26 protein-coding genes, 1 tRNA gene and 2 pseudogenes are annotated in these 22,835 nt (G+C 56.7%); 17 read left to right on the forward strand and 12 right to left on the reverse strand.

The features are described 5' to 3' along the window. Positions 1–55 precede the first annotated feature (55 nt). Positions 56–418 (forward strand): NUDIX hydrolase, encoded by a 363-nt coding sequence (locus ACZRJ6_RS16435; RefSeq protein ID WP_463969499.1) that lies wholly within the window; start codon positions 56–58, stop codon positions 416–418. Between the two features lie 52 nt (positions 419–470). On the opposite strand, the gene ACZRJ6_RS16440 is transcribed toward ACZRJ6_RS16435, so the two are convergent. The 3 genes from ACZRJ6_RS16440 to ACZRJ6_RS16450 all read right to left on the reverse strand — a co-directional run bounded on the left by ACZRJ6_RS16440 (position 471) and on the right by ACZRJ6_RS16450 (position 1,906). Next, positions 471–719 (reverse strand): DUF1652 domain-containing protein, encoded by a 249-nt coding sequence (locus ACZRJ6_RS16440; RefSeq protein WP_463969498.1) that lies wholly within the window; start codon positions 717–719, stop codon positions 471–473. Between the two features lie 245 nt (positions 720–964). Beyond that, a complete protein-coding gene (locus ACZRJ6_RS16445) occupies positions 965–1,408 on the reverse strand; it encodes a GNAT family N-acetyltransferase (protein ID WP_463969497.1) in 444 nt (147 codons plus the stop codon). Positions 1,409–1,576: 168 nt separating this feature from the next. Continuing rightward, positions 1,577–1,906: a hypothetical protein gene (locus ACZRJ6_RS16450; protein WP_463969496.1), complete on the reverse strand. Its 330-nt coding sequence runs from the start codon at positions 1,904–1,906 to the stop codon at positions 1,577–1,579. 225 nt (positions 1,907–2,131) lie between these two features. On the opposite strand from ACZRJ6_RS16450, the gene ACZRJ6_RS16455 reads away from it, so the two are divergent. After that, a complete protein-coding gene (locus ACZRJ6_RS16455) occupies positions 2,132–2,677 on the forward strand; it encodes a hypothetical protein (protein WP_463969495.1) in 546 nt (181 codons plus the stop codon). Between the two features lie 57 nt (positions 2,678–2,734). On the opposite strand, the gene ACZRJ6_RS16460 is transcribed toward ACZRJ6_RS16455, so the two are convergent. Together ACZRJ6_RS16460 and ACZRJ6_RS16465 are read right to left on the reverse strand one after the other, a co-directional pair. Continuing rightward, on the reverse strand, positions 2,735–3,373 hold the full coding sequence (locus ACZRJ6_RS16460) for a hypothetical protein (protein ID WP_463969494.1): 639 nt from the start codon (positions 3,371–3,373) through the stop codon (positions 2,735–2,737). A gap of 337 nt (positions 3,374–3,710) precedes the next feature. Beyond that, positions 3,711–5,864, reverse strand: a complete 2,154-nt coding sequence (locus ACZRJ6_RS16465; RefSeq protein WP_463969493.1) for a TonB-dependent receptor family protein — start codon at positions 5,862–5,864, stop codon at positions 3,711–3,713. Positions 5,865–6,120: 256 nt separating this feature from the next. Between ACZRJ6_RS16465 and ACZRJ6_RS16470 the strand changes: the two genes are divergently transcribed. The 4 genes from ACZRJ6_RS16470 (at position 6,121) to ACZRJ6_RS16485 (ending at position 11,116) form a co-directional block, all read left to right on the forward strand. After that, positions 6,121–6,939, forward strand: a complete 819-nt coding sequence (locus tag ACZRJ6_RS16470) for a transporter substrate-binding domain-containing protein (protein ID WP_463969492.1) — start codon at positions 6,121–6,123, stop codon at positions 6,937–6,939. Then, the gene (locus ACZRJ6_RS16475) at positions 6,936–7,766 is read left to right on the forward strand and encodes an amino acid ABC transporter permease (RefSeq protein ID WP_463969491.1); all 831 of its coding nucleotides are present in this window, start codon (positions 6,936–6,938) and stop codon (positions 7,764–7,766) included. The genes ACZRJ6_RS16470 and ACZRJ6_RS16475 overlap by 4 nt, the downstream gene beginning before the upstream one ends. Positions 7,767–7,799: 33 nt before the next feature. Continuing rightward, the gene (locus tag ACZRJ6_RS16480; RefSeq protein ID WP_463969490.1) at positions 7,800–9,173 is read left to right on the forward strand and encodes an LLM class flavin-dependent oxidoreductase; all 1,374 of its coding nucleotides are present in this window, start codon (positions 7,800–7,802) and stop codon (positions 9,171–9,173) included. A 395-nt stretch (positions 9,174–9,568) separates the two neighbouring features. After that, a complete protein-coding gene (locus ACZRJ6_RS16485) occupies positions 9,569–11,116 on the forward strand; it encodes a sensor domain-containing diguanylate cyclase (RefSeq protein WP_463969489.1) in 1,548 nt (515 codons plus the stop codon). A gap of 133 nt (positions 11,117–11,249) precedes the next feature. On the opposite strand, the pseudogene ACZRJ6_RS16490 reads toward ACZRJ6_RS16485, so the two are convergent. Beyond that, positions 11,250–11,792: pseudogene (locus ACZRJ6_RS16490) on the reverse strand (LysR substrate-binding domain-containing protein); the annotation flags it as partial. Between the two features lie 111 nt (positions 11,793–11,903). Between ACZRJ6_RS16490 and ACZRJ6_RS16495 the strand changes: the two are divergent. Further along, positions 11,904–12,455: a chalcone isomerase family protein gene (locus ACZRJ6_RS16495; RefSeq protein WP_463969488.1), complete on the forward strand. Its 552-nt coding sequence runs from the start codon at positions 11,904–11,906 to the stop codon at positions 12,453–12,455. Positions 12,456–12,474: 19 nt separating this feature from the next. Then, the gene (locus ACZRJ6_RS16500) at positions 12,475–12,993 is read left to right on the forward strand and encodes a DUF3833 domain-containing protein (RefSeq protein WP_463969487.1); all 519 of its coding nucleotides are present in this window, start codon (positions 12,475–12,477) and stop codon (positions 12,991–12,993) included. Between the two features lie 100 nt (positions 12,994–13,093). On the opposite strand, the gene ACZRJ6_RS16505 is transcribed toward ACZRJ6_RS16500, so the two are convergent. The 3 genes from ACZRJ6_RS16505 to ACZRJ6_RS16515 form a co-directional block, all read right to left on the reverse strand. Further along, a complete protein-coding gene (locus ACZRJ6_RS16505) occupies positions 13,094–13,438 on the reverse strand; it encodes a hypothetical protein (RefSeq protein ID WP_463969486.1) in 345 nt (114 codons plus the stop codon). 221 nt (positions 13,439–13,659) lie between these two features. After that, on the reverse strand, positions 13,660–13,857 hold the full coding sequence (locus ACZRJ6_RS16510; protein WP_463969485.1) for a hypothetical protein: 198 nt from the start codon (positions 13,855–13,857) through the stop codon (positions 13,660–13,662). Positions 13,858–13,989: 132 nt separating this feature from the next. Further along, a complete protein-coding gene (locus ACZRJ6_RS16515) occupies positions 13,990–14,223 on the reverse strand; it encodes a hypothetical protein (protein WP_463969484.1) in 234 nt (77 codons plus the stop codon). A 300-nt stretch (positions 14,224–14,523) separates the two neighbouring features. On the opposite strand from ACZRJ6_RS16515, the gene ACZRJ6_RS16520 reads away from it, so the two are divergent. After that, a complete protein-coding gene (locus tag ACZRJ6_RS16520; RefSeq protein WP_463969483.1) occupies positions 14,524–14,745 on the forward strand; it encodes a hypothetical protein in 222 nt (73 codons plus the stop codon). 109 nt (positions 14,746–14,854) lie between these two features. Beyond that, positions 14,855–15,538 (forward strand): annotated as a pseudogene (locus ACZRJ6_RS16525) (tyrosine-type recombinase/integrase); the annotation flags it as partial. A 115-nt stretch (positions 15,539–15,653) separates the two neighbouring features. Here the strand turns inward: ACZRJ6_RS16525 and ACZRJ6_RS16530 are convergent. Beyond that, positions 15,654–15,744, reverse strand: a tRNA-Ser gene (locus ACZRJ6_RS16530). A 152-nt stretch (positions 15,745–15,896) separates the two neighbouring features. On the opposite strand from ACZRJ6_RS16530, the gene ACZRJ6_RS16535 reads away from it, so the two are divergent. The 7 genes from ACZRJ6_RS16535 to ACZRJ6_RS16565 all read left to right on the forward strand — a co-directional run bounded on the left by ACZRJ6_RS16535 (position 15,897) and on the right by ACZRJ6_RS16565 (position 20,122). After that, complete coding sequence (locus ACZRJ6_RS16535; RefSeq protein ID WP_133100215.1) at positions 15,897–16,568, forward strand: Bax inhibitor-1/YccA family protein; 672 nt, start codon at positions 15,897–15,899, stop codon at positions 16,566–16,568. Between the two features lie 102 nt (positions 16,569–16,670). Then, positions 16,671–17,063, forward strand: coding sequence for a sulfurtransferase complex subunit TusD (gene tusD, locus ACZRJ6_RS16540; RefSeq protein WP_463969482.1), 393 nt, complete (start codon positions 16,671–16,673; stop codon positions 17,061–17,063). A gap of 1 nt (position 17,064) precedes the next feature. Continuing rightward, positions 17,065–17,415, forward strand: a complete 351-nt coding sequence (gene tusC / locus ACZRJ6_RS16545) for a sulfurtransferase complex subunit TusC (protein WP_463969481.1) — start codon at positions 17,065–17,067, stop codon at positions 17,413–17,415. After that, on the forward strand, positions 17,415–17,708 hold the full coding sequence (gene tusB / locus ACZRJ6_RS16550) for a sulfurtransferase complex subunit TusB (protein ID WP_463969480.1): 294 nt from the start codon (positions 17,415–17,417) through the stop codon (positions 17,706–17,708). Before tusC ends, tusB begins: the two co-directional genes overlap by 1 nt. Continuing rightward, the gene (locus ACZRJ6_RS16555; protein ID WP_463969479.1) at positions 17,705–18,040 is read left to right on the forward strand and encodes a TusE/DsrC/DsvC family sulfur relay protein; all 336 of its coding nucleotides are present in this window, start codon (positions 17,705–17,707) and stop codon (positions 18,038–18,040) included. Before tusB ends, ACZRJ6_RS16555 begins: the two co-directional genes overlap by 4 nt. Continuing rightward, positions 18,037–19,038 (forward strand): glycosyl transferase family protein, encoded by a 1,002-nt coding sequence (locus ACZRJ6_RS16560; protein ID WP_463969478.1) that lies wholly within the window; start codon positions 18,037–18,039, stop codon positions 19,036–19,038. The genes ACZRJ6_RS16555 and ACZRJ6_RS16560 overlap by 4 nt, the downstream gene beginning before the upstream one ends. Before the next feature lie 88 nt (positions 19,039–19,126). Further along, a complete protein-coding gene (locus tag ACZRJ6_RS16565) occupies positions 19,127–20,122 on the forward strand; it encodes a glutathione S-transferase family protein (RefSeq protein WP_463969477.1) in 996 nt (331 codons plus the stop codon). A gap of 33 nt (positions 20,123–20,155) precedes the next feature. On the opposite strand, the gene cysG is transcribed toward ACZRJ6_RS16565, so the two are convergent. Together cysG and serS are read right to left on the reverse strand one after the other, a co-directional pair. Beyond that, positions 20,156–21,550: a siroheme synthase CysG gene (cysG, locus tag ACZRJ6_RS16570; RefSeq protein WP_463969476.1), complete on the reverse strand. Its 1,395-nt coding sequence runs from the start codon at positions 21,548–21,550 to the stop codon at positions 20,156–20,158. Then, the gene (gene serS, locus ACZRJ6_RS16575) at positions 21,551–22,831 is read right to left on the reverse strand and encodes a serine--tRNA ligase (RefSeq protein WP_463969475.1); all 1,281 of its coding nucleotides are present in this window, start codon (positions 22,829–22,831) and stop codon (positions 21,551–21,553) included. Between the last annotated feature and the right edge of the window lie 4 nt (positions 22,832–22,835).

The raw sequence follows: 22,835 nt of genomic DNA on the forward strand, positions 1-22,835 counted from the left end.
CATGACAATTGCATTACACTTTTGTGACAATCATCCAACTGCAGGGGCACAGACGATGAAAATACGGGCAACCGTCATTTGCGAACACGAAGGGCACATTCTCTTCGTGCGCAAGGCCAGATCGAAATGGGCGCTGCCGGGCGGCAAGGTCGAGCGTGACGAGCTGCCGGTCGGCGCGGCCGCCCGTGAGCTGGAGGAAGAAACCGGACTGAACGTCGATGGCTTGCTGTATCTGCAGGAGTTGACGGCGGACAACACCGTCCATCACGTGTTTGAGGCTTCAGTGGTGAACATCGACGAAGCCCAGCCACGCAGCGAAATCATCGACTGTCAGTGGCACGCCTATGGTGCCCTCGAGCAACTGGACACCACCGAGGCCACCAAGCGTATTGTCAGGTCCTTTCTGCGTCGTCTCTAGGCGCCGCCAGGCACACGCTACGGAAGTATTGCCCTGGAACGCTCTGCGTCCCCTACCCCACCGCCGCAAAGCCCCGGCGACCGGCCTTGATTTCGGTACGCAACTCGCCAATCAAATTGGAGATGGAGCGGATGCTGTCCAGGCCGTTGGTGGACACCCCCGTCAGCAGCAAGTCCACCCGGCCAGACTCGGGTTCAAAGATGCAAATCCGCAGCGAGCCGTCCTTGCCCAGGGTGCAGTCACACGAAAGCGGCAGGAAGCCGGACTCCATGATGCGACTGAATTCAACGATCGAGATCATGCTGGACACCCTTCCCGGGACCTGACTCGGCGGATTTGATCCGTCTAGATTAGATGAGCTTTTACACCGTGCGCGGGCAATTAGTACGAAAGTGTTAGCTACCCCACAATTTCGCAAAACTGCCTGCCCAATGGCGCCAAAAAACCACGTGACAACCTCTCATCCGATGCCGTTGGAAGCTTGATTCCTGACGATGACGGCCAGCGGCAGATCGAACATGGGCACTGAGCGGTATCGCCGCTGCTTCAGGCCCTGCGCTTCTGGTAACGCACGTCGTCACCGTCGACGTCATCGATGACCGACCAACCGAGTCGCTGGTAAAACCCGTTGGCCCTGACGTCACCCCGGCCATCGGTGATGAGGAAAATCTCCTCGTGGTGTTCGAACAACGCCTGCTCGGCCACGGCCATCAACAACCGGCCCAGCCCGCGATTCTCATAAGCAGGCAAGACAAACATGGCAAATACCTCACCCTCGGCGAGATCCACCATGGAAAACGCCGCAGGCTTGCCTTGAACCTCGGCGATCCAGGCACAGGGCGCCTCATTGATGCTGTCCGCCAGTACTTGCGGGGTTATGCCCAACCCCGTCATTTGCTCACGGCTCAAATGGTTCTGCACCACTGAGGTGCGGATCTCGAAGAGCGCTTCAATATCCCCAACCGTTGCCACCCTGACGACCGACGTCATAGCCACCTCCTCCATTGAAACGCTGGATTGTAGGGAGTGGCGCAAGGGCAAATAAACACAATGATTGTGGTTGTTTTGTAAGGGGCGAGGCTGAATACGCAGTGAGTCATAACATCTGCCTCTTCGATTAGCTGCGATTCTGCACTGGCCGGTGCAAAGCCGGCCGGGTCATTTACGCGCCAGTTTGTACCGGACGCACTCCTCATAAAAACTCTTGCGAATTACCGGTGGCTTAAGGCGCGAGGGGCTGTCGTAGGTCTGCTCGGTAATGCCCATGGCCATCATGTGCATCCAGGATTTGTTGAATTTGTACGTTTGAATCTTCTGCCGGGCGGCATACAGCGAAACACCCAACAACTTGAGTTCCTGGGCCCTTGCCGCCGTGCCCGCCCCCCAACTGCACATGAAACGATCGCTCTCGCGCAGCTCTTTTGCCTGGGCAGACACAGCCCCGCCCGCCAGGGACAAGGCGATCAGCGTGCTTGTTACAATGCGCATTTAAATCCCACCTAACCACCTGAAAATAAAAGTGATTTTGGCGATTATCTTGTAACAGCGGGGCCAGCAAATTGCCTTGTTGGTTAATTTATCAAGAAGGGGTTCAGCCGATGACGCAGGCCAGCACCCGCACAATGCTGAGAACCTAGAACGGCCCGGTGTTGCCGTCCAGCCATAGTCTGACGATAATCGCGGCCCTCTCCTCCCCTCACGCAAGGAAATGCCGTGAAAAAGCTTCTACTGTTGGCCCCGTTGTTCGCACTGTTGCTGCAAGGTTGTGGCGTGACCATGACGCAATATGAGCCGAGCTTTGACAACGTCCAGCGCCTTAAGCAAACACCGCCATTGCAGCCCATCAGCCAGGCCAAGGTCACGGCGGCGTCCGGCCAGGGTTCGTTGATGGTACGGGCCAATCCCATCAGTTCGCCCACCGGCAGCATTCCCGCACATATCCAGGCAGCCATCACCCAGGAACTCTCACGGGCTGGCCTGCTGGACCCACAGGCGCCCCGTCACCTGGACGTCTTGCTGGTCAAGAATGAGCTGACTGCCGGGGTGGGCTCGGGCAACGGCACGATCGCCGCGCGGTTTACCCTGTTCAAGGGCAATGACGTGGTGTACGACGGGACCAAGGAAGTGAACAGCACATGGTCCAGTTCTTTCTTCGGCCCCATTGCCATCCCGAATGCGGCGAACGCCTACAACCCGTTGGTGCGTGACTTGCTCAAGTCGTTGTACAACGACCCGCTGTTCATTCAGGCGCTTAAATAAGGCAAAAAAAGTGGGAGCCGGGTACACCCCGGCTCCCACTTTTTTTGGAGCGTTCTATCAGACCCGTGGCACGCCGGCATCCAGTGCCGAGTACTTGAGGTTCTTGTCTTCCACCATTTTCTTGAGCAGCGCATTGACCTGGCGGGTGAAGGTATCGGTTACCGCTTCTTTCGGCGTATTAGCCATTAGCGGGATAAACCAGATACCAATCCAGGTATTGATCGCATCATGGTTGCTGGCTTTGCTCAGCGCCTGGCCTTGTGGGTCCAGGGCCTCAAGGCTCATGGTGTATTGATCGGTACCCAGCGACGGAATAACGGTGAGGGTTAAGCCGCTGATAAACCCCCAAACCATCTGACCGCCACCCGGCGGATGGTTGTACACCTTCAGGCGCAAGCTATAGTCGCCTGGTTGCTTCTGGAATTCGTCGAGGGTGATGCGACCAAACAGGCCGGAATCAGTGAGGATCTTTTGCAGTTGTGGACGCAGCATGTCCCGCGCTTGCACAACCTCGATGGCACCGGACTTGGCCGGCTCGCCTTGATAGAAATCAAAGTCCACGTAGACGTTCGGTTTGTTGGCGAAGCTGGCCATCGATGGCAGGCTAACTGGCGCGACTTCGTCCTTGGTGAAGCTGGCGCAGCCACTCGTTGCCAACATGATCAGGGCCAACCCCAGCATTTTTCCAATGTGCATTACGACTTCCTTAATTGATGGAGCGTCTCCTTGGCCGGAGTTGCTGGGAGCGGATGATAGAGAGTGAGTGGCCTTGATAAAAGGCCATCATTCAAGAAAGGTACGAAATAGAGGTGAGCGAGCTAGCGCTTGTGCAAAACCACCGTCAACGATTAGTTACTGGTGAGCGTGACCATCATCTATGTGAGGCCGTAGATCCATGGCCCATCAGCACCTGGGAACTGGCAACAAGCCCGCTCGCCACAGGTTATGAGTTGTCCATTTTATCTCTTAACTTTCCGGCATTAGGGCTTGCCACAGATATCAGCACTCTCAAAAAACGGGTTCAGGCCTAGCCTTAACGCAAACTCCATGAAACCCCGGCGTACACGCCCATGCCGTCACCGGGCGTGGAGCGCGCAACGTCGCGGCCCTTGTCGTCATAACCCGGCGTTATCGTATTGGCATAACGCTTGTTGGTGAGGTTGCGCAGGTCGACCCAGGCTTGCCAGTCCTGCTTGGGCGCGTCGTAGCCGACGGTTGCACCCAGCAGCGTGTAGGCCGCCGCGTAGTAGGAGTTGGCATAGTCCACTGCAACTCGCGACGAATGCTCGCCATTGAGGCTGGTGTAAAAACCGGTGGGATGGCTGTAGCGCAGTTGCGCCTGGTAATAGTGCTTGGGGATACCCGGCAGCATGTTGTCGCCAAAACGGTCGTCGTTACGATAGTGGAAATCGCTGTAGGTGTAGGCCTGGCGCAGGGCAAGCTTGCCAGTGTTGCCACCGTCCCACAGCGGGCTGATCAGGCTCAGTTCCATGCCTTGGTGAATCGTGGGGCTGGCATTTGACTCGGCGAGCACCTGAGATTGGGTGGGGCTCGCGGCCTGGGTTTCCACGGTAAGCAACTCGTGGCGCACCTCGGAGTGATACAGCGCCAGGTCCCATTGCCCAAACCATTCTTCGCCGCGCCCGCCCACTTCCAGGGTGGTTGCGGTCTGGTTCTGCAGGTCCACGCCTTCACGCGCCAAGCCGCTGGCCGGACCACTTTTATCCGGGAAAAACTTGTTGGAACCCCAGATCATCGACCACGCATGGGGCGGCTCAACCGAGCGGCTGAGGTTGCCGTACACCTGTAGTTGCGGGTTGAAGTCGTAGCGCAAACCGACGCGCGGGGCGTAGTCCCAGTCGTGCTTGCTCAAGGGCGCATGGGTATCGGGGTAAGTAACCTCGGTTTCCCGGCGGGTATAGATCGCCGCAAGGCCGGTGGTCAGCCAAAGGTCCGGCACCAGCTCAAGGTCATTCCCGATATGCAGCACGGTGTCGGAACCCAGGTAGCTGTAGTCGCGGGTCTTGGTGCCGGGAGCATAGCCAGCCGTATTGCCGGGCGGCACCCGCACATATTCAGAAGCGCCGTTATTGGGCATGCCTTGGGTAGTACGCAGGCCGACGGTGGTCTTGCTGTCGCGACCGAACAGGGTGTCCTGGCGAATGTAATTCAGGGTGCCGCTGATATCGGTATAGGCAACTTTGAGCCGGTTGGGGCCTTCACGCAGGTCCATCGGGTAATCGTGATAAACCAGTCCGGCCTCGATCCTGGCGTTGTCATCCAGGCGCAAGGTGGTCTTGTTGGCGATCCAGGTCGAGCCCGGTTGCAGGCGTTTGGAGTCCCGGGCCTGGTTGAGGGCGTTAGCCGCGCGAGGATCATGGTTGATCTGCTGGCGGGTCAACTTGCCGGGGCTATCGTTGGCGGTTTCCCGGTAGCGCAAGTAGAAACGGGTTTCCAGGTCGGGATTGAAGCGGTAGCCAACGTTGGCCGCCACGCCCTTGCCACTGCCCGCGCTCTGGTGTTGAAAACCGTCGTATTCGGAGTCGGTCAGGCTAATGTAATAGTCGGCATCGCCCAGCACCTGCCCGGAACTGATCTCCCGCTGAGCGTAACCATGGCTGCCGGCCTCATAGCGCACTTGCAACTTGGGTGCATCGTAGCCAGTGCGAGTGACATAGTTGACCGCCCCGCCTAACGCCAGCGCCCCGCGATCAAAACCGTTGGCGCCCCGCAGCACTTCGACCCGGCTGAGCCACAACGGGTCCTTCAGCTCATAAGGCGTGCCGCCAGGGCCGGTCAGTGGCAGGCCGTCGAAGGTCTCGTACAGCCCGGACGCATGGCCACCAGGGCCGCGATTGATCCCCGAACCACGAATGGAAATCTTCACCCCCTCGTTGTTCGCCGCCTTGGCGTAGACACCAGCCTGGTATTTGAGTACGTCTTCGTTGGTGCTCACCCGGCCTTGCTTGACGCTATCGAGATCGATGTAGTTGGTACCGCCCGGTACATTTTTCAGTTGCGCCTGGGCCGCTTCGCCCTCGCTGATTTCGGTGCTGGTCACTTCGACCGGGGCCAGTTGGAGAGTCCCTGTAGAGTCTTGGGCCGTGGCCAGTTGGCTGAGGGTCATGGCCGCACCGAAGCCGAGCAAGCGTGGGCAGAGAAAAAGCAAAGGTTGTCGCAGGCGCATGTGCCTATCCTTGATGAGGTCTGTGCTTGGAAGACCCGGTTGATCGGCAGGTCACGCAAGCCCACGCCAAGCCCAGAATCGAATTAACAAATGCACACTCAGTATTTATCGGTTGCTTATGGTCACTGTTGGCTGAGCAACAGTTTAAAAAACATATAACTAAAACCCTACTCAACAGCACATAAAATCATTAAACATAAATCGGTTATCGCGTTTTAATATAAAAAAACGCCTATTAACTTGCCTTGGTGTCCATATGAATTTACGCACTGTTGTGCCCCTGGGCCTGGCCCTTCTATTGGCGAGCCCGGCAGTATTTGCCGGGCCGACGCTGGACCGCATCACCCAATCCAAACAGTTGATCGGCGTACTGATGGAGAACTACCCGCCCTTCTCTTTCCTCAACGAACAAAACCAACTGGATGGATTCGACGTCGATGTTGCCAAGGCCGTTGCCGAGAAACTTGGGGTCAAGTTGAAGTTGGAAACGCCGTCCTGGGAAGTGATCGCGGCAGGACGCTGGCAAGGCCGTTATGACGTGTGTATCTGTTCCATGACCCCCAGCGCCGCACGGGCACAAGTGTTCAACTTTCCGGTCGAGTATTACGCCTCCCCGGCGGTGGTCGTGGTCAACGCCGACGAACAATCGATCAAGTCGGCTGCCGACCTTTCCGGGAAAAAGGTCGGTGTTGGCAGCGCATCGACCTATGAGGCCTATCTGAACAAGGACCTAGTCATCGAGGGTGCCAATACGCCTATCGACTACCCGTTCAATACCGTTCAAGCCGTGCCGTATGACAATGAAACCGTGGCCTTCCAGGATTTGGCTCTGGGTACTGGCAAACGCCTGGATGCCATGGTCACCAACCTGGTGACGGCCAAGGAGCGTATTGATCACGACCCACGTTTCAAGATTACCGGTGCTGCGCTTTACGCCGAGCCCAACGTGGTGGCCACCGAGAAAGGTGACCCGCAGTGGGACACCAAGCTGACGCAGGTGCTGGCCGAGCTTAAAAGCGATGGCACGTTGGCAAAGATCTCTCAAAAATGGATCGGTTCAGATATCAGCCAATGAGTGTATTTCCAACACCTCCCTCTCTGCTCAAACCACCGCCCATAAAGCGTCAGTGGCTGTCATTCCAGGTTCGCCTATGGCTGACCTGGGGCGTGATGCTGTGCCTGTTCGCCGGGCTGTTCATGAGCTTCGACCTGAAGTTTGCGATTGTTGCCGCCAAGTGGCAGAACCTGGTGGGACTGCACTTGTCACCCAGCGGGTTTGTGCAAGGTGCGGCGCTGACGCTGTTCTTGTGTTTTTGCTCGATCTGGCTGTCCCTGGCCTTGGGCTTCGCCACGGCCCTGGCGCGCCTGTCGAAAAGCGCGGTGGCTTTTGGCATTGCCAGTTTCTACGCCTCGTTCTTTCGGGGTACGCCGCTGCTGATACAGATTCTGTTGATCTACCTCGGTCTGCCGCAGCTGGGCGTGGTTCCGGGCGCCATCAGTGCCGGAATCATCGCGCTGTCGCTCAATTACGGGGCGTACCTGAGCGAGATCTTTCGCGCCGGCATCATCGGCGTTTCGCCGGGCCAACGTCAGGCAGCGGCAGCCCTGGGCATGAGCCCGGCGGTGACGTTCTGGCAGATCATCCTGCCCCAGGCGATGCGCACCATCATTCCACCGACCACCAGCCAATTCATTTCCATGCTCAAGGATTCTTCGCTCGTCTCGGTCATGGGGGTCTGGGAGGTGATGTTCCTGGCGCAGTCCTACGGACGCTCGTCATATCGCTACATCGAAATGCTCACCACCGCCGCCGTCATCTACTGGCTGATGTCCATTGGCCTGGAGCTGATCCAGGCACGACTGGAACGGCACTACGCCAAGGCCTACCTTCACGGGCGATAGTGCATCGCCCACACTTTGCATGCAGGAAGCACCATGTCAGATCCAAAACCGCTGTTATTCGGACTCTACGAACAAGCCAGTGTCGGCTGCGGCGGCGCGCCCAGCTTGTGGACCCATCCGGCCGACGAAAGACTGGGCATCAACACCCTGAAATACTGGTCAAACCTGGCACGCACCGCTGATGAAGCCAATCTCGACCTGATGTTCTTCGGCGACGTCCTGGGGTTCTACGACGTGTTCGGCGCCAGCGAAGCGATGGCGCTGAAGTGGGCCGTCGAGGCGCCGGCCAACGATCCGCTGACGATCATTCCCGCACTGGTTGCCCTGACCGAAAAGCTGGCCTTCGGCGTCACCGTCACCACCAGCTACGAACATCCGTTTACTCATGCCCGACGCTTCAGCACCCTGGATCATTTGTCCGATGGGCGCATCGGCTGGAACATCGTCACGTCTTATCTGTCCAGCGCCGCGCGCAACTTTGGTCTTGAGCAAATGATCAAGCACGACGACCGCTACGAGCGCGCCGAAGAGTTTCTCGACGTGGTGTACAAACTCTGGGAAGGCAGCTGGGCCGATGATGCTGTGGTGGCCGACAAGCTCACACAGACCTATGCCAATGGCTCACGGGTGCGGCCCATCCACCATGCCGGCGAGCATTATCGGGTGGCCGGGCCGCACCTGACATCACCCTCGCCGCAACGCACACCGCTGCTGATCCAGGCGGGCTGGTCAGCGCGGGGGCGTCAGTTCGCTGCCAAGCACGCAGAGCTGGTGTTTATCGCCAAATCCAACCCACTGGAAATACGCGCGGGGCTGGAAGATATCTGGCGCCAGGCCCAAGCCCGTGGTCGCAGGGCAGAGGACGTCAAGTCGCTGACCGTACTACGGATCGTCACCGCCGCCACCGCCATCGAGGCACAGAAAAAGTACGAAACCCTGCAAAGCAACTATCACCTGCAAGCGCAATTGGTGAGCTATGCGGGCGACACCGGCATTGATATCAGTCGCTATGCCGACAATGAGGCGCTGTCCACCCATACCGAAGGCATGACCTCCTACGTCATGAAACCCGATGGCAGCGGCAAGCCGCTGACCGCCGGCGAGGTCAGGCAACGCTTCGCCAACGTGACCCGCGGCAGCGACCTGATCCTGGTCGGCACACCGGAACAGGTGGCGGCACAGATCGAGGAACACGCAAGAATCTCCGGCACCAGTGGCTACATGCTTAACCCGCTGATCAGTCCCGGTTCACTCGATGACTTTGTCGAATGGGTGATCCCGGCGCTGCAAAAGCGCGGGCTGTATCGCAGCGGACCGCAGGGCGGCACGTTGCGCTCGCGCCTCAGCGTCGATGGCGGTGATCGCCTGCCAGGCTCGGCCTACGGCGCCTCGTTTCGTTTCGATTGAGCGGGACTCAATCTACGGCCGCGCCAACGAGCGCGCCGATCAGCACCAGTGGCAACATGACACACCGACCTCACGAGCGCGCCCCTCAGTGTTGGGCGGACGGGCCGTGGCGTTGTGGCGTGTTACACGACTGCGCATCGAACTCAGCCTGGCATTCACTCGGGCTGACGAAGGCACGATTGTTCTTGCTGATCAGCCCTGGGCGATTCTGGCGGTCGATAAATACCTTCAGCCTCCTGGGATCATGAATCTACCGTCCAATTCGCCACACTAAGGCCGCATGTAGGCCGAATACAACCCACCCAACTAATCCACCCGCCACTTTTTTTAAAAAATTTTCCTCAGAAAAAATCGGATATGCTCAAAATTATTAGAAAGGAAGCATGGAGGATTTTATGTTAAAAAAAATCACCACCATTTTTCACGTCGAATGGGCTAATGCCAAACTCAAAGTCAGTCATATCGTCCTCTTTATTGCCGCAGTATGCCTCTCACTGATAGTGATAAGTATTTGGGGCGTTTTTAGCTCTCTAGAGAGGCACCTACACAACAAAACAACCGAGATGTCAAATCTTTCCAAGACCTTGTCATCCAGTATAGGGTCTACTCTAACTGAAGCTGACATAGTGATTTTAGGGGTCAAGGAACAGCTGGAAGCAGAAGGTACCAGCGCGGAGAATTTAAAAAGCCTGGGAGGGATACTAAAAATACAACAAAAACACCTACCTCAAATACATGGTTTCTTTATTTATGACGAGCATGGGAGCTGGCTGTTTAACTCAAACGGTATAATACCAGCGGGCGCAAACAACTCAGACCGCGATTATTTTATTTACCACCGCGACCACACCGACCCGACCACTTTCATTGGCCCATCTATACGCAGCCGATCAACAAACGAATGGATCACAACAGTATCGCGACGAATCAATCATCCTGACGGCAGCTTTGCCGGTGTCACGATAGCTACGATTTATCTTAAATATTTCATCACCCTTTACGATGACATAGACATGGGGAACAATGGCATTATTAACCTTGCATCCTCAACGGGGAAAATTTTAGTCCGCAAACCGTTTCGTGACGCTGACGTCGGCACGGACATCTCAAACGGACAAGTGTTCTCCCTATTAGTCCCTTCGGTAAATTCGGGAGCCGCAACAACAAAATCAGTTGTCGATGCCGTAGAGCGAGTCGTCAGCTTTCGCCGCATCAATGGTTACCCCCTTGTAGTTATTACTGCATTTGATAAAAATGAAATACTTGCGAATTGGCGTAGCGAGTCCCTCGATAGCATATTTATATCATCCCTATTATTGGTGGTACTGAGCCTTCTGGGATATCGACTAATAAAACTCATGAGCCAACAAATCCAGGCACAAAAAGAATTACAGCTCTCACAAAAAACTTATATCGAAGCTAACAAAGCTCTTGGCCTACTTGCTCTTGAAGATGGATTAACGGGACTTTCCAATCGCCGTCAATTCGACTTTTTTATCGAAGCCGAAATCAGCAGAAAAAACCGAAAATCAGATGACACAGCACTCATCATGATCGATGTGGATTTTTTCAAAAAGTACAATGACCATTACGGTCACGTACAAGGCGATGAATGCCTCAAAATCGTGAGCACCATAATAAAAAAGAATGTCACTCGAGCAGGTGATCTTGCTGCAAGATACGGCGGAGAAGAATTTGCCATCGTACTTCCAGGCACAGATTACGTTGGCGCCTTCCTCGTAGCCGAAAAAATTCGAACTGAATTAGAGCGAAATGCAATTCAACACACTGAATCTCCTATGGGAGTAGTGACCATTAGCATTGGCATTAGCGCATTGTCAGGCACAATGACTGAGACGCCTAAAGACCTGGTCGACATTGCTGACAAGGCACTCTATATCGCCAAATCCAGCGGAAGAAACAGGACTGTTATTTCCGATTAACTGTCCAACACGCCTTACGAACAGAACCTGTCTCTGCTCTCTTTTCAGCCTTAATTATTCACCGTCGAATCAGCCTACGTGCGCAGTTTAATAAGCATTGAACCAGTTGGGGTGTAGCACGGGGAAATGCTCTTTCAACCAAATCTCCTGTTGCGAGGAATGTCTCAACAGTGATTCCCGGAGCTTGAACAATGCCGAAACCTGCAACACCGCATTGCACGTAGGCATTCGGCTGATTCACGGTGATACCTCCATGAGGCGTATGAGGACGATCTTCGCCGTTCACCGAGAAATGCCAAGGCAGCGGTCTGTTATTTTGACCGGAGATGAAGCTGACGCATCGGTGATCTTTTAGATCTTGTGGGGTTTTGGGTACCCCACACGCCTGGAGATAACCTGCAGATGCACAGGTCACCATGGTGGCGGTGCCAATTTCTCTCGCTACCATGCTTGAGTCCGGGAGTTCGCCAATTCGCAGTGCACAATCGATGCCCTCGGCTACGAGATCTACCCTGCGGTCCGTCACGCCCAGCGCAAGCTCGATTTCGGGAAATGCCTCCGTAAATCTTCTCAGGCTTTCCACGAAACTGTGCTGGGCAAATGCAGTGGGAATGTCAATGCGAAGCCGTCCACGCAACGTCGATCCACTACGGTCGAACATGGACGTTGAATCGCTTCTGGCGAGCCCGTTTTAAGGGGAGAGTCCGGTTTTGAGGTATTAGCTGTACAAAATAATAATTTGGTATAACTTTTAAAGGCGTCTATTGAGTCTTAACGAGGTCTTTGCATGGCTATGCAGACGGACCGCTTAATCCGCCACCTTATCTGTCTTGTTTTGATGCTCCCAAGTGCAGATCTATTTGCTGATTGGCGCGAGGCGTTACCCGATGCTCGTCGGTTGGGTAGCGGGGAGATGCGCGTGTTCGGTTTCTCTATCTACAACGCGCAATTCTGGAGCCCTCGCCTGACTGCCCGTGAACCGCTGGATGCGGATGTGCCTTTTGCGCTAGAGCTGACCTACAGTCGCGCTATTAGTCGCGATGATATGGTTGAGGCCAGCATCAAGGAAATGCGTCGCCTTTCACCCAACTCCCTGAATTCAACGCTGATGGCCCGCTGGGAGTGGGAGATGCAGCAGGCGTTTGTCGATGTGCGCGCCGGTGACCGCATCACCGGAGTCTATATGCCTGGAGAGGGCGCACGTTTTTACTTCGGCGAGAACCTACAGCATGTAGTTAGGGATGATGCGTTCGCCAAAGCCTTTTTTTCCATCTGGCTTGACCCCCGAACACGCAACCCGGAGCTACGCGCCCAATTGTTGGGTGTAGCTAAACCCTGAGACCGTTGAGGAAATGCACATGTTGAAGATATGGATACTGCTGCTATGCATTGGCCTTGCAAGTTGCAGTCGGGTGGATGTGCACACCTACAATCATGAGAAGCCCACGCTTGAGTTGCGAGAATTCTTCGAGGGGCGGGTCGAAGCCTGGGGTATGTTTCAAAATCGTTCTGGTGAGGTCACTAAGCGCTTCCACGTGGAGATCAATGGCCATTCCGAAGGTAGCAGGCTGATCCTCGACGAGTCATTTACTTATAGCGATGGTACTAAGCAAAAACGGGTGTGGACGCTAACTCCAGTTGGTTCTAGCCAATGGAGCGGAACCGCTGGCGACGTGGTAGGCGAGGCGCTTGGTGAGGTGGCAGGCAATACACTGCGCTGGAGATATGTGCTGAGCCTGCCGGTGGATGGAAAGGAATATCAGGTTCAGTTGGACGACTGGATGTACCTAATGGACAAAAACACCATGATCAATCGCTCGTTCATGACCAAGTTCGGGGTGGAGGTAGGCCAGATCACCTTGTTCTTCCGCAAGTAGTCTTGAGTCCACAAGCATGCTGTCCGGCTATCCGGTGCAGCGCCGGCATCAACATCACCCATATCAATGCGATTAGCAGAGCGCTAGGCCCTAGAGGTACTTAATGCAGGGGGCGTTGATGGCGTTGAAGGTTTCGCGTCAGCGTCCGGCACAGCCAGACCTTCACCCGCTGCCAGTACGTGACCATGAAGATGTGCCGGGCGCCTGCAAGGGCCAGAGATACATGCAGCGTCAGGCCGGCAGTGGTCGGGCCGAAGAAGATGTTCTGGCTACGCACCATCACAACGAAACCGGTGATGGCGATAGTCGAGTAGATCAGCTTGCCGAGGATGCCGTCCCTCACCTTCCCACTCAGTACGCACCAGGCCGCCCACAAAGCAATCAGGCCTGCGATCAGCAATTCAAACCTGTCGATTTTGTCGAGCAGGCGCTGTAGATACTCCATGCGCTCGACTCCGTGGGGCATGACTTGAATTGAATCAGCCCCAACAGCACTCCCAGCCATAGCGATGGGTGTGGTGGGGCCGAAAGCGAAAAGGCCTCGATCAATGTCGAGGCCCTGAATGGGGCCCTCATCAGCGTGACGAGTCAGAGGCTCTGAGGGTCTGGGAAACTGGAGACGCAAAAAACCCGACTCGGCGGCCGGGTTTTTAGCTGAGCTGTGTGTCAGTTGTCTGGATGTTCGCTCGCTACTGAATCGGCAGCCTCGACATCCGACATGTCTTCTTCAAGAGGCGCTTCGTCATCCGGCGGCAGAGGGATTGCATCCATATCACGCTTCGGATCGTGCCCTGTTTCGTTATCTGTCCCGCGGGTCACTTCCTGCTGTGAAATGTTCCCAGGGGCTTTCTCACTGATTTCCATGCTGGCTCTCCGTTCTAACGCTCGGAATATCCGCGCTTAAACATGAGAGTCGGCAGGTTCCAGTGAGTGCCGAACACTAGACGAACGGCGAAAAGCAAAAAGCCCCGTTCTAGGCGGGGCTTAATGAAAACTTTAGTCGTTTGAGGCTTGAGGGACTGGGGCCTCGTCGATGCTAATGCAGTGCTCAATGTCCGTTATTTTCTGCAGCGCAAGCTCCGCCGTTGAATAAGCCCCGAACATTCGGGCCTGATAAAAAACAACCCACGCAAACTGAATATCCGCGTTGCCGGCCTGCCCTACAACCAACTTCTTGAACCGTTCCGCCAAGTCGTCGACATGCATCTGTGCCATGCCACGCAAAACCATGACGCTCTCCCAGTTTATAGTCGGAAGCTCTATTTTCGACCTTGCACAAACTGAGCGCAATAAAAAGCCCGACATATAAGCCGGGCTTTGCAGTGCCAACCCCTAACGCGCAAGATCGACATAATGGGCAAATACTCTCTCACTTTCTCACTCATTGCAATGGCTATTTGCTACGCCGCGCAACTTTCGATAAGTCCCTCGGCATCAAACAGTTCCTGAGCAGCGGTAAGCGCCTCATTCACCTGATCATCCAACGCCTTGCGAATCGACGAACGCCACCGGTACCGGGTTGATTCCGGCTTGCCATCGTTGTCCCAATTAGTGATGTCGTACCAGGCAGCGGGCAACACCGCCGTCGAGCGCTTGCCCGATGCCGAGGTTCAGCAGTTGATGCAGTTCTACAGAGTGAAAGACATTCGCAGCTTGATCGACCAGCAGGCCGAACACGTTAAGAAGCTGCAACTGCGGCTTTCTCCATTCCTGAATGAACTCAACCCAATGGTAAGGGTTCGCGAGGGCTGAACAACCAGCGCCACGACAGCTTGTCGTTAACTGCCCGGTCACCTGCGTGCCGAGCCTACCGCGACGGCGATGATCAGGAAGCTCGCCGAGCGCACCAAGACCTTCTACGAAATCAGCAAAAGTTCGCGCCACCCGGGAGATCGCTCTCCTGTCCCACGTGTTCAACATGGCCAGGGAGTGGGGGCTCACCGAGCGGGAGAACCCATGCCAGGGCATCCGGAAGAACAAGGAAACACCGCGCGACTATTACGCCAATGCAGCCGTCTGGGATGCGGTCTACGCAGTTGCAGAGCAGGAACTCAAGGAAGCCATGGACCTGGGTTACTTGACCGGGCAGCGCCCGGCGGACGTGCTGATCATGCGCATGGACGATATCGAGGGTGACTACTTCCTGGTGACGCAGGGAAAGACCGGGCAGAAGCTCAGGATACTGATGCGCACAGAGGCAGGGGAAAACAGCTTGGGGAACTTGGTGAGGGAGATTGCAGAAAGGAATTCCAACCACCCTTCTAAGTACCTACTCATCAACAGACACGGAAAAAGAATGACGAAAGGAATGTTGCGCTTACGCTGGGAAAGGGCAAGGGAAAAGGCTCGGCAAAAAGCAATCAACCAGGGCGACCCCATGCTCGCGGCCAAGATTGGTGGGTTTCAGTTTCGCGACATCAGGCCTAAGGCGGCCTCGGAAATCATCGATATTGGCGATGCAAGCCTATTGCTGGGGCATAGCAAACAAGAAATTACCAAGCGGGTTTACAGGAGAATCGGTGCTACCGCAAAGCCATCAAAATAGGATAGTTGTGGAACACCTTCCCAATAGTTATGGAACGCCTACCGAAAACCGCCTCTCTCTACCCAAACCCCAGAAACACAAAAGCCCCGCATTAACGGGGCTTTCGTATGAATCTTGGCGGGAAACCAGGGATTCGAACCCTGGGAACGCTATTAACGTTCGCCGGTTTTCAAGACCGGTGCATTCAACCACTCTGCCAATTTCCCTTATGCAACACAGGATTATAGTAGTCCATCCTGTCTCAGCGGGCGCCATAATACCCGAATGAAACACACTGTCAAACTCTCTGCGTAGCTTGTTACAGGACGTCTGTTATGATCTTTGCGACTGAACGTTTCAAAACTGAAGGAGTGTCGCCATGCGCGAACAGGATTACGCAGTTAATAGCAACGTGCAGGCTGAGCAGCTAGAGGTTAGCCGCGTCCTGCGCAACACATACGGCTTGCTCGCTCTCACCCTCGCGTTTAGCGGCGTGATGGCGTTCGTGGCCCAGCAAATGCGCGTCGGCTACCCGAATATCTTTGTGGTACTGATCGGCTTCTATGGTCTGTTTTTCCTGACCAACAAGCTGCGTGACTCGGCCTGGGGCCTGGTGTCGGCGTTTGCCTTGACCGGTTTCATGGGTTTCCTGCTGGGCCCGATCCTTAACCGCTACCTCGGCATGCAGGGCGGCGCGGAAGTGGTCAGCTCGGCGTTTGCCATGACCGCACTGGTGTTTGGTGGTCTGTCGGCCTATGTACTGATTACCCGTAAGGACATGAGTTTCCTTGGTGGTTTCATCACTGCTGGCTTCTTCGTGTTGCTGGCGGCGGTGCTGGCGAGCATGTTCTTCCAGATCAGCGGCCTGCAATTGGCAATCAGCGCGGGTTTTGTGCTGTTTTCCTCGGTCTGCATTCTGTTCCAGACCAGCGCCATCATCCATGGCGGCGAGCGTAACTACATCATGGCGACCATCAGCCTGTATGTATCGATCTACAACCTGTTTATCAGCCTGTTGCAGATCTTCGGCATCATGAGCCGCGACGACTGATCGTAGCCTCATGCAAAAAGCCCGCTTCGGCGGGCTTTTTGTTGTCTGCGGCTTTATCATTGGCCCAGGTTTGCCGACAGTCTGTTCCATAAAGAGTGTTCCATGAAGTTCGCGATTGCGCTTTTCTCCGCCGCCCATGCGCCCTCCTCGCGCCGCGCCCTGCTGTTCGCCCAAGCGGCGCTGGCTGGTGGGCATGAGATTGTGCGGCTGTTTTTTTATCAGGATGGCGTCTACAGCGCGTCCAACTCGGTTGTGACACCGCAGGATGAGCAGGACATCGCCCAGCAATGGCGGACGTTTGTCAGTGAACACCAATTGGATGGCGTGGTGTGCATCGCCGCAGCTTTGCGTCGCGGGGTGCTGAACGCCGAAGAGGCTTCGCGCTATCAACGTAGCGCGGTGAGTCTGGATGCACCTTGGGCGTTATCGGGCCTTGGGCAGTTGCACGACGCCGTGCAGGACGCCGACCGCCTGATCTGTTTTGGAGGCCCATAAGATGTCTAAATCCTTACTGGTTATCAGCCGTCAGGCGCCGTGGTCCGGGCCGAGCGCGCGGGAAGCGCTGGATATTGTTCTGGCCGGTGGCGCGTTTGATTTGCCAATTGGCCTGCTGTTTCTGGATGACGGAGTGTTTCAACTGGCAACGGGCCAGGACGCCAAAGCCGTGCAGCAGAAAGACCTCAGCGCCAATCTGCAAGCGCTGTCTCTGTTTGGCATTGATGAGGTGTTCGCGTGCAGCCAGAGCCTTGCCGAACGTGGACTAACATCTGCCGGCAGTGCGCAGCCGCTGAACAGCGAAGAGATTTCCCGGATGATTGACCGTTACAGTCAGGTGATTACCCTCTGATGTCGACCTTACATGTAGTGTCCCACTCGCCTTTTACCGATAGTCGCCTGGACAGCTGCCTGCGCCTTTGTGGCGTCCAGGACGCGATCCTGCTGTGCGGTGACGCAGCCTATGCCCTGCAGGCCGGCAGCGCACCCTTTGAGGCCCTGCAAGCCAAGTCGCTAAAGGTATTTGTCCTCGTCGAAGACAGCCAGGCTCGCGGCCTGCCCGTACCAGACTGGGCCAAAAGTGTCGATTATCCGGCTTTTGTCCAACTGTCGATCGACCATGACAAGGTCAACACCTGGCTATGAACACCCTGACCGTGGGCGAACACACCCTTGAGCTGGACAAGGACGGCTACCTGGTTGACCTGAGCGATTGGTCAATCGAGGTGGCCAACACCCTGGCCGCCGCCGAAGCGCTTGAGTTGACCCCTGAACACTGGGAAATCCTCAACGTGCTGCGTGGTTTTTATCAAGAGTTCCAGCTGTCGCCCGCCACCCGCCCGCTGATCAAGTACACCGCCTTGAAGCTGGGCCCGGAAAAAGGCAACAGCCTGCACCTTAACCGACTGTTTAAAGGCACTCCCGCCAAACTCGCCGCCAAGCTGGCGGGCCTGCCCAGGCCGACGAATTGCTTATGACCGATTTTTCCCCGCTGATCACCGAAACGCCTGCCGAGCATCCGTTTGCGCCGTTCGTGCGCATCCTGGGCAAGGGCAAACGTGGCGCCCGCAGCCTGACCCGCGAAGAAGCGCGGGAAGCCATGGGTATGCTGCTCGATGAAAAAGTCGAAGACACCCAGCTCGGTGCGTTCCTGATGCTGTTGCGGCACAAGGAAGAAAGCCCGGAAGAGCTCGCCGGCTTTACCGAAGCGGTACGCGAACGACTCAACGCCCCTGCCTTACAAGTAGATGTTGACTGGCCTACCTATGCCGGGAAAAAACGCCACCTGCCCTGGTACCTGCTGGCGGCCAAGTGCCTGGCACAAAACGGCGTGCGCATTTTTATGCATGGCGGCGGCGCTCATACAGCGGGTCGGCTCTACACCGAGCAGTTGCTGGAAGGCTTGCAGATCCCGCTGTGCCGCACTTGGCAGCAAGTCGAGACCGCCCTTGAACAGGGCAACCTGGCCTTTATGCCCCTGGACGACTGGGCGCCGCAGCTGCAGCGCATGATCGATCTACGCAACACGCTGGGCCTGCGTTCACCAATCCACTCCCTGGCGCGCATCCTCAATCCGTTGAACGCTCGCTGCGGCCTGCAAAGCATCTTCCATCCGGGCTATCAGGGTGTGCATCGCGATGCCAGCGGCCTGCTCGGCGACAATACCATCGTGATCAAGGGCGATGGCGGCGAGATCGAGATCAACCCGGACACGATCAGCCACTTGTACGGCACCACCGGCGGCGAAAACTGGGATGAAGAGTGGCCCGCCCTCTCCCCCCAGCGCCACGTCAAGCCGGCGACCCTCGACCCCGAGCATCTGAAGGCGCTGTGGCGCGGCGAGGTAGAGGACAGCTATCCGCAACTGGCCTTAATAGCCACCATGGCTCTGGCGTTGCGCGGCCTTGGCCACCCACGGGAACAGGCGTTCGAGCTGGCCCAGCAGTACTGGGACGCCCGGGACAAATCGATTTAGTCGATCATTAACCCCCAGCCTTTGCGCTATTTGTTCGAACTCAGACCTTTAGACTGGACTCCAACGCTTATTAGCCAAGGAGTCAGTCATGGGTTTGCTGATCGAAGGACGCTGGCATGACCAGTGGTACGAAAGTAGCGCAGATGGCGCCTTCCAACGGGAACAGGCGCAACGCCGCAACTGGGTAACCGCCGACGGTCAGCCCGGCCCTACCGGCGATGGTGGCTTCGCTGCCGAAGCGGGTCGCTACCACTTGTACGTTTCCCTTGCCTGCCCCTGGGCACACCGCACACTGATCCTGCGCAAACTCAAGGGCCTGGAAAGCCTGATCGACGTCTCGGTGGTCAGTTGGCTGATGCTGGAGAACGGCTGGACCTTCGACAAGGCTCATGGCTCCAGCGGCGACAAGCTCGACGATTTCACCTACATGCATCAGCGCTACACCGCCGATACGGCCAGTTACACAGGACGCGTCACCGTGCCAGTGCTATGGGACAAGAAGCTGAAGCAGATTGTCAGCAATGAATCGGCGGAGATCATCCGCATGTTCAACAGTGCGTTTAATGGGCTGACGGGTAACGAACTGGACTTCTATCCCGAGGCGCTGCGCTCAACCATCGATGCACTGAACGATCGGATCTACCCCGCCGTGAACAATGGAGTCTACCGCGCAGGCTTTGCCACGTCGCAAAATGCCTATGAGGCGGCTTTCGACGATGTGTTTGCCGAGCTGGATCGACTGGAGCAGCACCTGGGTGAGAATCGCTACCTCGCCGGCAAATACCTCACCGAAGCTGATGTGCGCCTGTTCACCACGATGATTCGGTTTGATGCGGTGTACTACAGCCACTTCAAATGCAACCTGCGGCGGATTGCCGATTATCCGAATTTGTCGAATTGGCTAAGAGAGCTGTATCAGTGGCCGGGGATTGCCGAGACGGTGGATTTTGCTCACATCAAGGGGCACTACTACGCCAGTCACCGGACGATTAATCCGACGGGGATTGTACCGAAGGGGCCGTTGCAGGCGTTTGATGCGAAGCATGATCGGGAGAGATTGAGCGCAAAAAGGGTTTGGGCTTAATCACTGTAGGAGCGAGCAAGCTCGCTCCCACACCTAGACTTGCGACTGAGCGCCTTCAAACCACTTCAGCTTCTCACGCAGCAGCACCACTTCCCCGACAATCACCAGTGTCGGCGCATGAACCTCATGCTCCGCCACCATGCGTGGCAGGTCAGCCAGCGTGCCCGTGAACACCCGCTGGTTGGACGTAGTGCCCTGCTGGATCAACGCCGCCGGCGTATCCGCCGAACGCCCATGCTGGATCAGCTGTTCGCAGATGATCGGCAAACCAATCAAGCCCATGTAGAACACCAGGGTCTGTGATGGCCCCACCAGATCACTCCAGGGCAGGTCCGACGTACCGTCCTTCAAGTGCCCGGTAATGAAGCGAACTGATTGCGCATAGTCGCGGTGAGTCAGCGGAATACCGGCATACGCAGCACAACCACTGGCCGCAGTAATACCTGGCACGACCTGGAACGGGATGCCATGGGCCGCCAGTTCTTCGATCTCTTCGCCACCACGGCCGAAGATGAACGGATCGCCACCCTTGAGTCGCAATACACGCTTGCCCTGCTTGGCAAGGTCCACCAGTTGCTGGTTGATCTGGTCCTGAGGCACAGCGTGATCGGCACGACGCTTGCCAACGTAAACCCGCTCGGCATCACGGCGACACAGTTCAAGAATCGCCGGCGCCACCAGACGGTCATACAGCACCACATCGGCTTGCTGCATCAAGCGCAAGGCACGGAAGGTCAGCAGGTCCGGATCACCAGGGCCTGCGCCCACCAGATAAACCTCACCCGGCGCATGAGGCGGCGCACCGTTGATCTTGTCCACCAGCAGCCGCTCGGCTTCGGCACCCTGCCCGGCCAGCTGCCGATCCGCGATTGGCCCCTGAAAGACTTCCTCCCAGAACGCCCGACGTTGCTGCACGTCCGCAAACAAGCCTTTGACCTGGGTGCGAAAGCGCGCAGCCAACCCGGCCAGCTGGCCATAAGTCGACGGAATCCAGGTTTCCAGCTTGGCTCGGATCAACCTCGCCAGCACTGGCGCATCGCCGCCACTGGAGACAGCAATCACCAAAGGTGAACGATCGACAATCGCCGGGAAGATCACGCTGCACAAGGCAGGTGCATCCACCACATTGACCGGCACACAACGGCGCCGGGCATCACTGGATACTTGCGCGTTCAGCGGTTCGTCATCCGTAGCCGCGATGATCAGGGTGCAACCATCAAGGTCCACTTCCTGATAACCGCGCACAATCAGTTCTCCGCCACTGCCCTGCACCAGTTCACGCAACTGGTCTTCAATCTGGGGAGCAACCACCCGCAACAACGCGCCGGCGTCGGCCAGCAGCCGGGATTTGCGCAAGGCAATCTCCCCGCCACCGACGACCAACACACGACTGCCGCGCAGGTTATGAAACAGCGGCAGAAATTCCATTTAGCCGATGACCTCAATGCCCGCCATGTACGGCTTGAGCACATCTGGCACACGAATCGAACCGTCGGCTTGCTGGTAGTTTTCCAGCACCGCGACCAAGGCCCGACCCACTGCCAGACCAGAACCGTTCAAGGTGTGGACCAGTTCCGGCTTGCCGGTTTCCGGATTGCGGAAACGCGCCTGCATGCGACGGGCCTGGAAATCACCACAGTTGGAGCACGACGAAATCTCGCGGTACTTGTCCTGGCTCGGCACCCAGACTTCCAGGTCGTAAGTCTTGACCGCGCTGAAACCCATGTCGCCGGTGCATAGCGCCAGCACTCGATACGGCAGTTCCAGCAATTGCAGGACACGCTCGGCGTTGGCAGTCAGGCCTTCCAGGGCTTGCATGGAGGTCGACGGCTCGACGATCTGTACCATCTCTACCTTGTCGAACTGGTGCTGGCGGATCATGCCGCGAGTATCGCGACCGGATGCACCGGCCTCGCTACGAAAGCACGGCGTGTGGGCGACGAACTTCAATGGCAACTGCTTGGCGTCGAGAATTTCCCCGGCGACGATGTTGGTCAGCGACACTTCGGCGGTAGGGATCAGGTACAGATCGGCTTCGCCTTCGCGGCTGATCTTGAACAGGTCCTCCTCGAACTTGGGCAACTGGCTGGTACCAACCAACGCCGGCGCCTGTACCAGGTAAGGCGTGTAGGCCTCTTCGTAGCCGTGTTCGCCGGTGTGCAGGTTGACCATGAACTGCGCCAGGGCACGGTGCATACGGGCAATCGGGCCACGCAGCAAGGCAAAACGGGCGCCGGACAGCTTGGCGGCGGTTTCGAAATCCAGGCCGCCACTCAGTTCGCCGAGGGCGACGTGGTCCTTGACCTCGAAATCAAAGGCCTTCGGTGTGCCCCAGCGGCGCACTTCGACGTTGCCGTCTTCGTCGGCACCGACCGGCACCGACTCGTGCGGCAGGTTAGGGATGCCCAGCAGGATCGAATCCAGCTCGGTCTGAATCGCGTCCAGCTCCACTTTACCGCTGGCCAGTTCACCCGCCATGCGCTCGACATCTGCCATCAACGGCGCGATGTCTTCGCCACGCTGCTTGGCCTGACCGATGGATTTGGAACGCGCATTACGCTCAGCCTGCAGTGCTTCGGTGCGGGTCTGGACGGTCTTGCGCTGTTCTTCCAGCGCTTCGATGCGCGCAACATCCAGGGCAAAGCCACGGGATGCCAGGCGGTCCGCTACGTCCTGAAGGTTGCTACGTAACAGTTTGGAATCGAGCATGTCG

Source organism: Pseudomonas sp. C321 (genome assembly GCF_055407105.1).

What these genes read in the sequence shown, in the direction of transcription:
- ACZRJ6_RS16435 (WP_463969499.1), top strand. Translation starts at nt 56, where the DNA reads ATGAAAATACGGGCAACCGTCATTTGCGAACACGAAGGGCACATTCTC.
- ACZRJ6_RS16440 (WP_463969498.1), bottom strand. Translation starts at nt 719, where the DNA reads ATGATCTCGATCGTTGAATTCAGTCGCATCATGGAGTCCGGCTTCCTG.
- ACZRJ6_RS16445 (WP_463969497.1), bottom strand. Translation starts at nt 1,408, where the DNA reads ATGACGTCGGTCGTCAGGGTGGCAACGGTTGGGGATATTGAAGCGCTC.
- ACZRJ6_RS16450 (WP_463969496.1), bottom strand. Translation starts at nt 1,906, where the DNA reads ATGCGCATTGTAACAAGCACGCTGATCGCCTTGTCCCTGGCGGGCGGG.
- ACZRJ6_RS16460 (WP_463969494.1), bottom strand. Translation starts at nt 3,373, where the DNA reads ATGCACATTGGAAAAATGCTGGGGTTGGCCCTGATCATGTTGGCAACG.
- ACZRJ6_RS16465 (WP_463969493.1), bottom strand. Translation starts at nt 5,864, where the DNA reads ATGCGCCTGCGACAACCTTTGCTTTTTCTCTGCCCACGCTTGCTCGGC.
- ACZRJ6_RS16470 (WP_463969492.1), top strand. Translation starts at nt 6,121, where the DNA reads ATGAATTTACGCACTGTTGTGCCCCTGGGCCTGGCCCTTCTATTGGCG.
- ACZRJ6_RS16475 (WP_463969491.1), top strand. Translation starts at nt 6,936, where the DNA reads ATGAGTGTATTTCCAACACCTCCCTCTCTGCTCAAACCACCGCCCATA.
- ACZRJ6_RS16480 (WP_463969490.1), top strand. Translation starts at nt 7,800, where the DNA reads ATGTCAGATCCAAAACCGCTGTTATTCGGACTCTACGAACAAGCCAGT.
- ACZRJ6_RS16485 (WP_463969489.1), top strand. Translation starts at nt 9,569, where the DNA reads ATGTTAAAAAAAATCACCACCATTTTTCACGTCGAATGGGCTAATGCC.
- ACZRJ6_RS16495 (WP_463969488.1), top strand. Translation starts at nt 11,904, where the DNA reads ATGGCTATGCAGACGGACCGCTTAATCCGCCACCTTATCTGTCTTGTT.
- ACZRJ6_RS16500 (WP_463969487.1), top strand. Translation starts at nt 12,475, where the DNA reads ATGTTGAAGATATGGATACTGCTGCTATGCATTGGCCTTGCAAGTTGC.
- ACZRJ6_RS16505 (WP_463969486.1), bottom strand. Translation starts at nt 13,438, where the DNA reads ATGGAGTATCTACAGCGCCTGCTCGACAAAATCGACAGGTTTGAATTG.
- ACZRJ6_RS16510 (WP_463969485.1), bottom strand. Translation starts at nt 13,857, where the DNA reads ATGGAAATCAGTGAGAAAGCCCCTGGGAACATTTCACAGCAGGAAGTG.
- ACZRJ6_RS16515 (WP_463969484.1), bottom strand. Translation starts at nt 14,223, where the DNA reads ATGGTTTTGCGTGGCATGGCACAGATGCATGTCGACGACTTGGCGGAA.
- ACZRJ6_RS16535 (WP_133100215.1), top strand. Translation starts at nt 15,897, where the DNA reads ATGCGCGAACAGGATTACGCAGTTAATAGCAACGTGCAGGCTGAGCAG.
- tusD (WP_463969482.1), top strand. Translation starts at nt 16,671, where the DNA reads ATGAAGTTCGCGATTGCGCTTTTCTCCGCCGCCCATGCGCCCTCCTCG.
- tusC (WP_463969481.1), top strand. Translation starts at nt 17,065, where the DNA reads ATGTCTAAATCCTTACTGGTTATCAGCCGTCAGGCGCCGTGGTCCGGG.
- tusB (WP_463969480.1), top strand. Translation starts at nt 17,415, where the DNA reads ATGTCGACCTTACATGTAGTGTCCCACTCGCCTTTTACCGATAGTCGC.
- ACZRJ6_RS16555 (WP_463969479.1), top strand. Translation starts at nt 17,705, where the DNA reads ATGAACACCCTGACCGTGGGCGAACACACCCTTGAGCTGGACAAGGAC.
- ACZRJ6_RS16560 (WP_463969478.1), top strand. Translation starts at nt 18,037, where the DNA reads ATGACCGATTTTTCCCCGCTGATCACCGAAACGCCTGCCGAGCATCCG.
- ACZRJ6_RS16565 (WP_463969477.1), top strand. Translation starts at nt 19,127, where the DNA reads ATGGGTTTGCTGATCGAAGGACGCTGGCATGACCAGTGGTACGAAAGT.
- cysG (WP_463969476.1), bottom strand. Translation starts at nt 21,550, where the DNA reads ATGGAATTTCTGCCGCTGTTTCATAACCTGCGCGGCAGTCGTGTGTTG.
- serS (WP_463969475.1), bottom strand. Translation starts at nt 22,831, where the DNA reads ATGCTCGATTCCAAACTGTTACGTAGCAACCTTCAGGACGTAGCGGAC.